This window comes from Streptomyces sp. NPDC056835 (assembly GCF_042789485.1).
GTDB lineage: Bacteria > Actinomycetota > Actinomycetes > Streptomycetales > Streptomycetaceae > Streptomyces.
Genome location: NZ_JBHUBB010000009.1, coordinates 48769 through 61694 on the forward strand (window position 1 = coordinate 48769; position 12926 = coordinate 61694).

Sequence of the window (12926 nt, forward strand, 5' to 3'; positions counted from 1 at the left end):
CCTGTTTCAGTCACGATCGCTGCCGACTGTGCCCCGAGTCCGGACAGAGCTGTCCGGCGCAGCCGAGGAGTCGCCATGGGTGCCACCGCCTTGCCGTCCGCGCCATCCGCCGTGGAGAGATCAGCGATCAAGAAGGTCTCGATCCGGCTCGTCCCCTTCGTGGCCCTGATGTTCTTCGTGAACTATCTGGACCGCACCGCTGTCTCGTTCGCGGAGCCGAACGGGATGGGGACGGATCTGGCCCTCACCGCGGCGCAGTTCGGATTCGCCTCCGGTGTCTTCTTCATCGGCTACATCGTTCTCGAAGTCCCCAGCAACATGGCGCTCCACCGTTTCGGTGCCCGCCGCTGGCTGGCCAGGATCATGGTGACCTGGGGCATCGTCTCCCTCCTCTTCACCTGGGTGCAGAACAGCGACCAGCTGTACGCCCTGCGCTTCCTGCTCGGAGTCGCGGAGGCCGGGTTCTTCCCCGGGGCGATCCTCTTCCTGAGCCAGTGGGTGCCCACCCGGCACCGTACGAAGGTGCTCGCGCTCTTCTATCTCGCGCAGCCGCTCACCACCGTGATCGGCGCCCCGCTGGCCGGCTGGCTGATCGGCCACCACGGTCTGTTCGGTCTTGAGGGCTGGCGCGTGATGTTCCTGTTCGTGTCGATCCCCGCGATCCTGCTCGGCGTCGTCGCCTGGTTCTATCTGATCGACCGCCCCGCCGACGCCAGGTGGCTGTCCACCGCGGAGAAGGAGTGGCTGACCGGCGAGCTCGCCGCGGAGAACGCCACCAAGACCGGGAGTCCGGAGCACGGCCACGGCCGTGAGGCTCTGAAGGAGGCCTTCCGCAGCGGCCGGGTCTGGGTCCTCGCGATGGTCTACTTCGGCTTCATCTACGGCCTGTACGCGCTCGCCTTCTTCCTGCCGACGATCATCGAGGGGTTCCAGGAGAGCTTCGGTACGTCGTTCAGCGTGATGGACAAGGCGCTGATCACCGCCATCCCGTATCTGCCGGCCGCCGTCGTCCTCTTCTTCTGGTCCCGGCACGCCACCCGGCACGGAACCCGCACCTGGCATGTGGCGGGCCCGGCCGTCGTCGGCGCGATCTCCATCCCGCTCGCGCTCTACATGGGCTCCCCGGCCGCGACCATCTCCGTGATCACCGTGACGGCCTGCGCGATCTTCGCGGCGCTGCCGGTCTTCTGGTCGATCCCCTCCCGCTTCCTCACCGGCGCGGCAGCGGCGGCGGGCATCGCCCTCATCAACACGGCGGGCAATATCGCGGGCTTCGCCGCCGGCTATGTCACGGGCTGGCTGAAGGACTTCAGCGGCGGCTACACCCTCTCCATGTTCGTCGTGGGCGGCTTCATGCTGCTGTCCGCCGCCCTGATGGTCACCCTCTCCCGACGCCGGCCCGCCGGCCCCTCCCACCCCGCGGACCAGCCGCTTCTTGAGGTGCACTGACATGACCCGCCTGTTCAACGCTCCCGCCGCCTTCGCCGACGAGGCGCTTGAAGGCTTCGTCGCGGCCCACCGCCGCTGGGTACGGCCCGTGTCCGGCGGGGTCGTACGGAGCGCACCGGCCCCCCGGGGCCAGGTCGCCGTTGTGATCGGCGGCGGCTCGGGCCACTACCCGGCGTTCTCCGGGCTGGTGGGCCCGGGGCTGGCGCACGGCGCCGCGGTCGGCAATGTCTTCGCCTCGCCGTCCGCGCGGCAGATCCGTACCGTCGCGGAGCACGCCCACGCCGGGGGCGGAGTGCTGCTGATGTTCGGCAACTACGCCGGCGACGTCCTGCACTTCGGTCAGGCCGCCGGGCAGCTGAACGCGGCGGGCATCGAGACCCGCTGTGTCTCCGTCACCGACGACATCTCCAGCGCGGACCGGGCCGACCAGGACAAGCGGCGCGGCATCGCCGGTGACCTCCCCGTGTTCAAGGCCGCGGCGGCGGCGGCCGAACAGGGCCGCGATCTGGCCGGGGTGGTCGCCGCCGCCCGGCACGCCAACGCCCGTACCCGTTCCTTCGGGATCGCCTTCAGCGGCTGTACGCTCCCCGGCGCCGACCACCCCCTGTTCACGGTCGACGAGGGCAGGATGGCGGTCGGACTCGGGATCCACGGCGAGCCGGGCATCGGCGAGCGCGAGGTGCCCAGCGCCGACGGCGCCGCCGAACTGCTGGTCTCCGCGCTGCTCGACGAACTGCCCGAGGGCGTAACGGAGCCGTACGGCGAGCGCGCGGCCGTCATCCTCAACGGGCTCGGCACCGTCAAGTACGAGGAACTGTTCGTCGTCTACCGGCGGGTGGCCCAGCTCCTGGCCGACGCCGGTGTCGAGGTGGTCGACCCCGAGGTCGGCGAGCTGGTGACCAGCTTCGACATGGCGGGCGTCTCGCTCACCCTGTGCTGGCTGGACGACGAACTCGAACCGCTGTGGACGGCCGGCGCCGACACCCCGGCCTACCGCAAGGGCGAGGTCACCGCACCCGTCGCGGGATCCGCCCAGGAGATCCGGGAGATCCGGGAGATCCAGGAGATACGGACCGACGAGCCGGGCGAGAGCGCTCCCGCCGCCACCGAGGTCTCCCGTGCCGCCGCCGCCACAGCCGTCGCCGCGCTGCGGGCCGTCAGAGACACGGTGGACACGCACGCCGAGGAGCTGGGCCGTATCGACGCCGTCGCCGGTGACGGCGACCACGGCATCGGGATGCGCCGCGGCTCCGGGGCCGCCCACGCGGCGGCCGTCCGCGCCGCCGGGGCCGGGGCGGGCGCGGGTACGGCGCTCGGCGCCGCCGCCGACGCCTGGGCGGACAGGGCCGGCGGCACGTCCGGCGCCCTGTGGGGCGTACTGCTCCACGCGGTCGGCGGCGCGCTGGGTGACACCGAAGCGCCCACCGCCGGGACCGTGGCGCACGGCGTGTCCGAGGCGTCCGCCGCGGTACGCCGGCTCGGCGGCGCCGAGGTCGGCGACAAGACGATGGTCGACGTCCTCGTACCGTTCGCCGACGTCCTCGCCGGTGCCGTCGCCGACGGCGCGGCGCTCGACGAGGCCTGGGACCGCGCCGCGACCGCCGCCGAAGACGCGGCGAAGGCCACCGCCGGTCTCGTACCCCGTGTCGGACGGGCCAGGCCCCACGCCGAACGGTCCCTGGGGACCCCGGACGCCGGCGCCCACTCCCTTGCCCTGATCGTCCGCGCCGTGCACGGCGTACTCGCCACGCACTGACCATCACCCACCGAGGAGCAACACCCCATGAGCGACAAGCTGCGGATCGTCGTCGGCTCGGACGACGCCGGCCTCGACTACAAGGAAGCACTGAAGAAGGACCTTCAGCGGAGCGAACTGGTCGCCACCGTCACCGATGTCGGTGTGGACGCCGACGGGCACACCGCGTACCCGACGATCGCCATCGCCGCCGCCGAACTGGTCGCGCGCGGCGAGGCGGACCGCGCGCTGCTCGTCTGCGGCACCGGCCTCGGGGTGGCGATCGCCGCCAACAAGGTCAAGGGCATCCGCGCCGTCACCGCCCATGACTCCTTCTCCGTCGAGCGCGCGGTCCTCTCCAACAACGCGCAGGTCCTCACCTTCGGCCAGCGCGTCGTCGGTCTGGAGCTGGCCCGCCGGCTGGCCGGCGAGTGGCTGACATACCGCTTCGACGAGTCCTCCGCCTCCGCGGCCAAGGTCCAGCTGATGAAGGACTACGAGACCGACGACGCGACCGGCTCCGCGACCGGGACCGGGACCGGCTCCGGGACCGACGAGGAAGCCGCCGCCTGATGTCCGCCACCACCCTGCTCGGGGTGAGTCTGAAGATGTACTTCGGACATCACGAAACCCTCAACTGGGCCCGCCGCATCGGCGACATCGCCGCCCGGCACCCGGCCGTCACCGAGGGCCGCACCGAGGTGTTCGTGCTGCCCGCGTTCCCGGCGATCGTCCCGCTCCGCTTCCTCCTCGCCGGTACGGGCGTCCGCGTCGGCGCTCAGGATCTCGCCACCGACGACCGGGGCCCCTTCACCGGCGAGGTCTCCGGCCCGTACCTCAGGGAGATCGGCTGCTCCTACGCGGAGGTCGGCCACGCCGAACGCCGCCGGCTCTTCGGCGAGGGCGACACCGTCGTCGCGGCCAAGACAGCCGCCGCCCTGCGCAACCGCCTCACGCCCGTGCTCTGCGTCGGTGAACTGGACCCGGCCGGCCCCGTCGAGGCGGCCGACCGTACCGTCGCCGAGCTGGAGCGGATCCTGGCCACCGCCCAGTACGACGGCGGCGACGGCGGCGAAGTCGTCGTCGCCTATGAACCGCAGTGGGCGATCGGCGCACCGCGGCCCGCCTCCCCGGAACACATCACCACCGTCTGCGCCGCCCTGACCTCCTGGCTGGCGGCGCGTCCCGGCTACGCGGGCAGCCGGGTGATCTACGGCGGAAGCGCCGGCCCCGGACTCCTCGGCAGCCTCGGCGAGGGCGTCGACGGACTGTTCCTCGGCCGTTTCGCCCACGATCCGGACACCGTCGCGCGGATCCTCGACGAGATGAGCGACCGCACCGCGAAGGCGAAGGCGGGCATCTGATGGCGTACGGACTCAGCACCTACGCGTACTTCTGGCGCGTCTCGTCCCGCGCGCCGAAGCCGCTCACCGTCGAGCGGATGCTCGTCAACACCCGTGAACTGGGCGGCGATGTCTTCCAGATCTGTGACTACCCACTGATCGAGACCTTTGATGACGCCCGGCTCGCCGACATCCGCGCCACCGCCGAGGATCTGGGCATCACCCTGGAACTCGGCACCCGCGGCATCGGGCGGGACCATCTCACGCGCTATCTCGAACTGGCGGACGCGCTGGACGTCACGCTCGTCCGCTCGATGATGAACACCACCGACCACCGGCCGGACACCGCCGAGGCGACCGCGCTGCTGCGCGCGAGCGTCCCCGCGTACGCGGACCGGGGCGTCACGCTCGGCCTGGAGACCTACGAGCAGGTCTCCACCGACGACCTCCTCACCGTCATCCGCGCGGTCGACGACCCCCACCTGGGTGTCGTGCTCGATCCGGGCAACTGCGTGGCACGGCTGGAACATCCCCGGGATGTGGTCGAGGCGACGGCTCCCCATGTCGTCAACATCCATGTCAAGGACTTCGCCTTCACCCGGCGGGACGGCTGGGTCGGCTTCACCTACGCGGGCTGTCCGCTGGGTGAGGGACAGCTCGACTACGCCCACATGACCGCGACCGTACGGCCGGATCAGCGGGGGATCAATCAGATCGTGGAGCACTGGCTTCCGTGGCAGGACGACGGATTCGAGACCACTGCCCGGATCGAGGACCGGTGGACCCGGCACTGCATCAGCACACTTCAGAGGAGCGAGTAATGGCCATCGAGAACAAGACCGTCGCCGTCATCGGTGCCGCCGGAAAGATGGGCCGGCGCGTCTCCGACAACCTCGTCAAGAGCGACTTCCGGGTGCTGTTCGCCGAGAACTCACCGCAGGGCCAGGAGCTGATCCGCGGCCTCGGCCGTGAACTGACCGACTCCGCCGAGGCGGCCGCACGGGCGGACGTGCTCATCCTGGCCGTGCCGGACGTCGTACTCGGCGTCGTCTCCGAGCAGCTTGTCCCGCTGATGAAGCCCGGGTCCGTGCTGCTCACCCTCGACCCGGCCGCGGCCTACGCGGGTCTGCTCACCCGACGCGACGAGGTGCACAACGCCGTCGCCCACCCCTGCCACCCCTCCGTCTTCCTGGAGCGCACCACCAAGGAGGAGTACGCGGACACCTTCGGCGGTATCGCCGCGCCGCAGGAGGTCGTCGCCTCCTTCGAGGGCCCCGACCCGGCCGTCCAGGAGCTGGCCGAGTCCGTGATCCGCACCATGTACGCGCCGGTCGTGGAGGTGCACTGGGTGACGGTCAAGCAGCTCGCCGTCCTGGAACCGACCCTGGTCGAGACCATCGCCTGCATGGTCGGCGCGCTGCTCACCGAGGCGCTGCACGAGACCGTCCACACCGTCGGTGTGCCCGAGAAGGCCGCCCGCGCGATGCTCCTCGGCCACACCCAGGTGGCGCTGGCCAACACCCTCAAGGGCGACAACCCGTTCTCCGACGCCTGTCTGATCGCCATGGACTACGGCCGCGAGTCGATCGTCAAGGACGACTGGAAGAAGGTCTTCGAGGACGACGAGCTGGACAAGGTCATCACGCGCATGCTGCGGATCAAGGAGATCAAGCGCTGACCTGAGGCTGTCCCGTCAGCGGTCTCCCGGCCTCCCCGGCACGCCCACCGGGGAGGCCGCCGGCGCCCGCCGGCCTCAGCGTCCGGAGGACGAACCGGGGAGTTCCACCGCCTCCCGCAGCAGTTGTACGGGATGCCACGCGTCGCGGCGCGTGCCGTGGAAGATCTGCTGTCGGCAGGAGACCCCCGTCGCCACCACCACCGTCTCCGGCGGCTCGGCCTCGACAGCGGGGAGGAGCCGGTCCTGGCCGACGGTCATGGACACCTCGTAGTGCTCGGACTCGAAGCCGAAGGACCCCGCCATCCCGCAGCATCCGGCGTCCAGTTCGGATACCCGCACCCCCGGGATACGGTTGAGCAGACTCATCGTCGCGGCGGTGCCGACCTCCGCCTTCTGGTGGCAGTGCCCGTGGTAGAGCAGTCTGCGTCCGGCGAGCCAGGAGTCCTCACGCAGCCGCAGCCGGCCGGCGTCCACCGCCTCGACCAGCAGCTCCTCCACCTGGCGCACCCGCCCCGAGATGTCCTTGACGGCCGAGTCGTTCGGCAGCAGAGCCTTGTGCTCGTCGCGCAGCGTCATCAGACAGGACGGCTCGCAGCCCACGATCGGTGAGCCGGGCTCCGTTGTCTCGGTGAGCAGATGGGCGAGCGCGAACGCCTTGTCCTTGGCGTCGTCGACCAGCCCCTTGGACAGACTGGACCGGCCGCAGCAGCCCCGGCTCTCCAGCCGGACCTGCCAGCCCGCCAGCTCCAGCAGCTCGATCGCGGAGCGGCCGATGTCCGGCTCGGTGAAGGTGGTGAAGGAGTCGGCGAGGAACGTGAGCGTCCCCTGCGTGGCCGCCGCACGGCCCGATGCGGCGCCCCGCGCGCGCTTACGGAACCAGCGCACCAGATTGCGCCGTACGAACACCGGCAGCGGGCGCTCGGGCGCGATGCCCAGCCGGCGGTCCAGCAGCAGCCGCAGCGGACGCAGCCGCCCCGGCAGATTGGACAGCGGCGCCGCCACGGAACCGAGCCGGTTCAGCAGCCGGATCGAACCGAAGATCCGTGAGCGCAGCGGTACCCCGTGCAGATCGTGATGGTGCGACAGCGACTCGGCCTTGAGCGTGGCCATGTCTACCCCGAGCGGGCACTCGCTCTTGCACGCCTTGCACATGAGGCACAGATCAAGGATCTCGTGCAGCCGCTCGTCCCCGAGCGCCTTACCGGGATCGGGTTCGGAGAGCGCCTTGACCAGGGCGTTGGCCCGGCCGCGGGTGGAGTCCTCCTCATTGCGGGTGGCCATGTACGAGGGGCACATGGCGCCCGTACCGCTCTTGCGGCACAGCCCGATGTTCATGCACCGGTCCGCGGCGCCCCGCATACCGCCCACCACCTCGAAGGAGAGGCGGGTGCGCAGCGGCTCGGCGGGGGGCAGCGCCCGGTCGCGGAGGTTGTCCGTCATCGAGGGCGCGTCCACGATCTTGCCCGGGTTCATCCGGTTGTCCGGGTCGAAGACCTGCTTGACCTGGCGCATCGCCTCGTACAGCCGCTCGCCGAAGATCTCCCGGTTGAACTCGCTCCTGGCCAGACCGTCGCCGTGCTCGCTGGAGTTGACGCCGCCGTACTCCGTGACCAGGTCCTTGATCTCCTCCGCCACCGCGCGCATGGTGTCGACCTGTCCCGGGTCGGTCAGATCCACGAACGGCCGGATATGCAGACAGCCGACCGAGCAGTGACCGTAGAAGCCGGCCGTCAGCCCGTGCCGGTCGAGCACCTCCTTGAAACGCTTGGTGTACTGGGGGAGATGGACCGGATCGACGGCCGTGTCCTCCACGAAGGCCAGCGGCCGGCGCGTGCCCTCACCGGCCGCCATCAGCAGACCGAGGCTGGACTTACGGACCTTCAGCAGGGAGGACCGCTGGTCCGGGGTGATGGCCTGGAGGGTGTGATAGCCGTGGCCGTGCCGGGCCCAGAGCTTGGTCAGCCGCTCCATGCCGGCGAGCAGTTCCCGCTTGTCGTCCCCAGTGAAACTGACGAAGAGCAGCGCGTCGGGATCGCCTTCGAGGATGGTGCTCAGCGAGGCGTACTCGATCTTCTGCCGGGACAGGTCCAGGATCGTACGGTCCATCAGCTCCACCGCGGCCGGGTCGCAGGCCAGGGCGTCCTCGGTGGCCTCGATGGCGGCGGCCGTGCTGGTGAAGTGGCCGACAGCGATCATGGTGTGGCGCGGCTTGGGTACGAGATCGACCAGCGCCTCGGTGGCGATGACGAGCGTGCCTTCCGAGCCCACGACGAACTTGGCCAGGTCGAACGGGGTGTCCGGGCGCGCCATCCGGTCCAGCCGGTAGCCGCACGCCCGGCGCCAGAACTCCGGGAAACCCTCCGCGATGGCAGCGGAGTTGGCGCGCACGATCTCCGGCAGCCGCTTGTAGAGGCTTCCCTCCAGTGTGGGCTGCGCGGCCCGGCGCGCGCGCTCCGCCTCGTCGACCGGCGCCAGCAGCGCCCGGCTTGCGTCGGAGAGGACGACATCGAGCTCCCGGACATGGTCGATGGTCATGCCGTAGCGCAGTGAGCCGCTGCCCGCCGAGTTGTTGCCGATCATCCCCCCGACGGTGGCCCGGTTGCTGGTGGAGGTGTCAGGCCCGAACATCAGGCCCAGCGGCGCCGCCGCCCGGTTCAGCTGGTCCTGGACGACCCCGGTCTGGACGAGCGCCGTGCGGCGGCCGGCGTCGACCTCCAGGACGCGGTTCATGTACCGCGACAGGTCCAGGACGAGCCCCGGTCCCACGGTCTGGCCGGCCAGACTGGTCCCGGCCCCGCGCGGCACCAGCGGTACGCCGTACTCCCCGGCCGCCGCCACCGCCGCCCGCACATCGTCGGTGTGGCGGGGGAAGACCACACCCACCGGGGTGATCGCGTACATGCTCGCGTCCCGCGAGAACAGATGCCGGGTGTAGTCGTCGAACCCCACATCACCGTCGAGCTCCCGCCGGAGACGGTGTGCCAGGTCCTCCGCCGCCTTACCGCCGATCGCGGGGGCGTCCGAATTGGTCATTGTCATGTTCACTCGCTCCACATGGTTCGGACCGTCAGCGGGAACGCAGCACGTCGAGGGCGTCTCCCAGACCGCGCGGACTGATGGGTACGCCGGCGAGTTCGAGGCCCATCTGCACCCCGGCGAGCGTCCCGGCCAGGGTGAGGTCGTTGAAGTGGCCCAGATGCCCGATCCGGAAGACCCGGCCGCTGAGCTTGCCGAGGCCCGCGCCGAGGGACATGTCGAACCGGTCGAGAATGATCTCGCGCACCTTGTCGGCGTCCTGGCCGGTGGGCAGCAGCACCGCGGTCAGTGACCCCGAGTACTCACGTTCGTCGGCGCAGAGCACCTCAAGTCCCCAGCCCAGGACGGCGGCCCGGGTCGCCTCGGCGTGCCGGGCGTGCCGGGCGAAGACCGCGTCCAGCCCCTCGTCGGCGAGCATACGAAGCGCCTCCTCCAGGGCGTAGAGGAGGTTGGTCGCCGGGGTGTACGGGAAGAAGCCGCGCCGGTTGGCCTCGATGACGGGCCCCCAGTCCCAGAAGGACTTGGTCAGCCGGGCCGTGCGCGAGGCGGCGAGCGCCTTGTGGCTGACGGCGTTGAAGCTGAGGCCCGGGGGCAGCATGAGCCCCTTCTGTGATCCCGCGACCGTGACATCGACGCCCCATTCGTCATGGCGGTAGTCGATCGAGCCGAGCGAGGAGATCGTGTCGACGAGCAGCAGCGCCGGGTGCCCCGAGGCGTCGATCGCCTGCCGGATCTCGGCGACACGGCTGGTCACGCCGGTCGAGGTCTCGTTGTGGACGACACAGACCGCCTTGATCGTGTGTGTGAGGTCGGCCGCCAGCCGCTGGGCCACGGTTTCCGGGTCGGTGCCATGGCGCCAGTCGCCCGGCACGAATTCCACCTCCAGACCGAGGCTCAGGGCCATGTCCCGCCACAGCGTGGCGAAGTGGCCGGTCTCGAAACAGAGCACCCGGTCGCCCGGGCTCAGGGTGTTGACCAGCGCGGCTTCCCAGGCGCCGGTACCGGAGGCGGGATAGATGACGACCGGGCCCTCGGCGCCGAACACCGGCTTGATCGCGTCGAGCAGACGCAGGGTCAGGGCCGCGAACTCGGGGCCGCGGTGATCGATCGTGGGCGCCGACATGGCGCGGAGCACCTGGTCGGGGACGTTTGTCGGGCCCGGGATCTGGAGGAAGTGGCGGCCGGTACGGGAGGTCATGCGAGCGGCTCCCCTCAAGGGTTGTGCCGTGAGACGGCACGGCGTATCGTGTGGTGGCACGGCGGAGCATAGGGTTCGCTTGTGGAAGGAGTCAATGGATGCAGAACGTCCTCAACGCGCTCAGGGCGCTGGAGGAGGTGGCCGCGCGTCAGCCGGTCGGGGTCGCGGACCTGGCGCGGGCGATGGAACTCCCGAAGAGTTCCGTCCAGCGCGCGCTGGTCACCCTGCACACCGCGGGGTGGATCCGCCCGGCGGGCGGCGCCCCCACTCGGTGGGTGGTCACCACCAAGGCGCTGCATGTGGGCCGGCATGCCACCGGCGAACTGGGGCTGCGTGATGTCGCCGTACCGGTGATGGAGGACCTGCGCCGCCGTACCGACGAGACGGTCCATCTGGCGGTGCCCGAGGGCGGCAAGGTCGTGCTCATCGAACGGCTGGAGACGGCCCAGCCGGTGCGCATCATCCTGTCGTTGGGTCAGAATCTGCCGCTGCACGCCTCGGCCAACGGCAAGGCCGTGCTGGCGGCGAGTACCGCCGAGGTCGTCGACCGGCAGCTCGCCGAGGGACTGTCCGGCTTCACCGCCACCACGATCACCGATCCGGAGGCGCTGCGCGCCGAGCTGGCCGAGATCCGGGAGCGCGGTTACGCGACGAACGGCGGCGAATGGCGCACGGATGTCTCGGCGGTCGCGGCGGCCGTCATCGGCGGCTCGGGGCAGCCCGTCGCGAGCATCAGTGTCAATGTCCCGACCAGCCGTCTGACCAGCGAAGACCGGTCCGCCTACGGTCTCTTGGTGCGGGAGGCCGCGGCGGCGGTCGGCTCCGCGCTGGGGGGAGTGCGTACCCCGAGGGGAGGTGACGGTTCGTCAGAGCACGGCTCTTGACGCCTTCTGGCGCCGCTTCCATACTTCCGACTGCGGAATCGGGATTCCGTATTGCGGAAAAATTGGAGCCGGACTGAAGGCGAGGAAGCCTTGTGTCAGATCACGTCATCTCCATCATCGGTCTCGTATTGATCTTCACGGTCGCAACCGTATTCTCGGTGCATATGGGCGCACTGGCCATCGTGGTCGCGTTTGTGGTGGGAACCGTATTCGTGCACGAAACCGCGGATGACATTTTCGCGGGATTCCCCGGGGATCTATTCGTGGTGCTGGTCGGTGTGACCTTTCTCTTCGCGATCGCGAAGAATAATGGCACGGTGGCCTGGCTCGTCCACGGGTCCATGAGAGTGGTGCGTGGCCGGATCGCGCTCATCCCGTGGATCATGTTCCTGGTCACCGCCGTACTGACCGCCGTCGGCGCGGTGGTCCCGGCGGCCGTCGCGCTCGTCGCGCCGATCGGCCTGGGATTCGCGAAGCGCTACCGGATCAATCCGCTTCTGATGGGCCTGTTCATCATCAACGGCGCCAGTGCGGGAGGCTTCTCACCCATCAGTGTGTTCGGCAGCATCACCAACGGAGTGATGTCACGGAACGACCTGCCCGGAAATCCCGCGCTGTTGTTCCTCTGCTCCTTCCTCTTCAATGTCGCGCTCAGCCTCATCGTGTTCTTCCTGTTCGGTGGTCGCACACTGCTGGGACGGCGGGAGACGGTGGCCGGTCCGGGCGCTCCGGCCGGGGAGGCGCGCGACGGCGCCGGCGGGGGCGGCGTGGCCGGTGACGGCGGCGGCCGGACGGTCACCGCGGCATTGTCCTCCACGTCCTCGGGGCCCTCCGGAACCTCCGGGTCCTCGGCGGCGGCCACGGCGGTGGCGCCGGCGGGCGGCGGCGGCCTGGCTGTCGCGGTCCCCGACGGCCGGGCCACCGTCGAGGAACCACCGCTCACCCTCGACCGCGCCCGTGTGCTCACCCTCCTCGGTCTGCTCAGCCTGGTCGTCGGATCCCTCTTCTTCGACCTCAATGTCGGGCTGATGGCCCTCACCGTGACCGTCGTCCTCTCCCTCGTCTCACCGGAGTCGGCGAAGGGGGCGGTGGACAAGTGCGCGTGGTCGACGGTCCTGCTCGTCTGCGGCATCGTCACGTTCGTCAGCCTGATGGAGCGGATCGGCACCATCGACTACCTCGGCGAGGGTGTCGCCTCGGTCCGTACCCCGCTGCTGGGAGCCCTGCTCATCTGTCTCATCGGGGCGGTCGTCTCCGCCTTCGCCTCCACCACGGGCATCCTGGGCGCGCTGATCCCGCTGGCGGTCCCCTTCCTGCTGGGCGGTGAGGTCGGCACGGTCGGGCTGATCGTCGCGCTGGCGATCTCGGCCTCGGTGGTGGACTCCTCGCCGTTCTCGACCAGCGGCGCCCTGGTGGTCGCCAACTCACCCGAGGAGCGCCGGGACACGGTCTTCCGCGGTCTCATGGTGTGGGGCCTCGCCATGGCCGTGGCAGTGCCCCTCGTGACCTGGGGTGTGTTCGTCGTCCCGGGCTGGTTCTGAGGACGCCGGGGACGCGGTCGGTGTGCGCAGTGTCGTTTCGTCGATGAATTCGCTGGACCATA

General features: G+C 70.2%; 10 protein-coding genes. 8 read left to right on the forward strand and 2 right to left on the reverse strand.

Translation table 11 applies throughout. The features are described from left to right. Window positions 1-75: 75 nt before the first annotated feature. The 6 genes from ACFRMN_RS12370 to ACFRMN_RS12395 are packed head-to-tail and all read left to right on the forward strand — an operon-like array spanning window position 76 to window position 6205. A complete protein-coding gene (locus ACFRMN_RS12370; RefSeq protein ID WP_383017372.1) occupies window positions 76-1449 on the forward strand; it encodes an MFS transporter in 1374 nt (457 codons plus the stop codon). Between the two features lies 1 nt (window position 1450). Beyond that, window positions 1451-3205 (forward strand): dihydroxyacetone kinase family protein, encoded by a 1755-nt coding sequence (locus ACFRMN_RS12375; protein WP_383017375.1) that lies wholly within the window; start codon window positions 1451-1453, stop codon window positions 3203-3205. Window positions 3206-3232: 27 nt separating this feature from the next. Continuing rightward, a complete protein-coding gene (locus ACFRMN_RS12380) occupies window positions 3233-3757 on the forward strand; it encodes a ribose-5-phosphate isomerase (RefSeq protein WP_383017378.1) in 525 nt (174 codons plus the stop codon). Continuing rightward, a complete protein-coding gene (locus ACFRMN_RS12385) occupies window positions 3757-4548 on the forward strand; it encodes a triose-phosphate isomerase family protein (protein ID WP_383017381.1) in 792 nt (263 codons plus the stop codon). Before ACFRMN_RS12380 ends, ACFRMN_RS12385 begins: the two co-directional genes overlap by 1 nt. Then, window positions 4548-5348 carry a sugar phosphate isomerase/epimerase family protein gene (locus ACFRMN_RS12390; protein WP_383017384.1) on the forward strand — a complete coding sequence of 267 codons (801 nt, stop codon included), beginning with the start codon at window positions 4548-4550 and terminating at the stop codon, window positions 5346-5348. Before ACFRMN_RS12385 ends, ACFRMN_RS12390 begins: the two co-directional genes overlap by 1 nt. After that, window positions 5348-6205 carry a phosphogluconate dehydrogenase C-terminal domain-containing protein gene (locus ACFRMN_RS12395; protein ID WP_383017387.1) on the forward strand — a complete coding sequence of 286 codons (858 nt, stop codon included), beginning with the start codon at window positions 5348-5350 and terminating at the stop codon, window positions 6203-6205. The genes ACFRMN_RS12390 and ACFRMN_RS12395 overlap by 1 nt, the downstream gene beginning before the upstream one ends. 75 nt (window positions 6206-6280) lie before the next feature. On the opposite strand, the gene ACFRMN_RS12400 is transcribed toward ACFRMN_RS12395, so the two are convergent. Further along, the gene (locus ACFRMN_RS12400) at window positions 6281-9244 is read right to left on the reverse strand and encodes an FAD-binding and (Fe-S)-binding domain-containing protein (protein WP_383017390.1); all 2964 of its coding nucleotides are present in this window, start codon (window positions 9242-9244) and stop codon (window positions 6281-6283) included. A 28-nt stretch (window positions 9245-9272) separates the two neighbouring features. Next, on the reverse strand, window positions 9273-10439 hold the full coding sequence (locus tag ACFRMN_RS12405; protein ID WP_383017393.1) for a pyridoxal-phosphate-dependent aminotransferase family protein: 1167 nt from the start codon (window positions 10437-10439) through the stop codon (window positions 9273-9275). Window positions 10440-10537: 98 nt separating this feature from the next. On the opposite strand from ACFRMN_RS12405, the gene ACFRMN_RS12410 reads away from it, so the two are divergent. Beyond that, window positions 10538-11323 carry an IclR family transcriptional regulator gene (locus ACFRMN_RS12410; protein WP_383017396.1) on the forward strand — a complete coding sequence of 262 codons (786 nt, stop codon included), beginning with the start codon at window positions 10538-10540 and terminating at the stop codon, window positions 11321-11323. A 92-nt stretch (window positions 11324-11415) separates the two neighbouring features. Next, window positions 11416-12864 (forward strand): SLC13 family permease, encoded by a 1449-nt coding sequence (locus ACFRMN_RS12415; protein WP_383017399.1) that lies wholly within the window; start codon window positions 11416-11418, stop codon window positions 12862-12864. The last annotated feature ends 62 nt before the right edge of the window (window positions 12865-12926 follow it).

Bases quoted from the DNA above. Each gene is read 5' to 3' on its own strand.
- ACFRMN_RS12395 (WP_383017387.1), top strand. From the start codon at position 5,348: ATGGCCATCGAGAACAAGACCGTCGCCGTCATCGGTGCCGCCGGAAAG.
- ACFRMN_RS12375 (WP_383017375.1), top strand. From the start codon at position 1,451: ATGACCCGCCTGTTCAACGCTCCCGCCGCCTTCGCCGACGAGGCGCTT.
- ACFRMN_RS12410 (WP_383017396.1), top strand. From the start codon at position 10,538: ATGCAGAACGTCCTCAACGCGCTCAGGGCGCTGGAGGAGGTGGCCGCG.
- ACFRMN_RS12390 (WP_383017384.1), top strand. From the start codon at position 4,548: ATGGCGTACGGACTCAGCACCTACGCGTACTTCTGGCGCGTCTCGTCC.
- ACFRMN_RS12385 (WP_383017381.1), top strand. From the start codon at position 3,757: ATGTCCGCCACCACCCTGCTCGGGGTGAGTCTGAAGATGTACTTCGGA.
- ACFRMN_RS12405 (WP_383017393.1), bottom strand. From the start codon at position 10,439: ATGACCTCCCGTACCGGCCGCCACTTCCTCCAGATCCCGGGCCCGACA.
- ACFRMN_RS12400 (WP_383017390.1), bottom strand. From the start codon at position 9,244: ATGACAATGACCAATTCGGACGCCCCCGCGATCGGCGGTAAGGCGGCG.
- ACFRMN_RS12370 (WP_383017372.1), top strand. From the start codon at position 76: ATGGGTGCCACCGCCTTGCCGTCCGCGCCATCCGCCGTGGAGAGATCA.
- ACFRMN_RS12380 (WP_383017378.1), top strand. From the start codon at position 3,233: ATGAGCGACAAGCTGCGGATCGTCGTCGGCTCGGACGACGCCGGCCTC.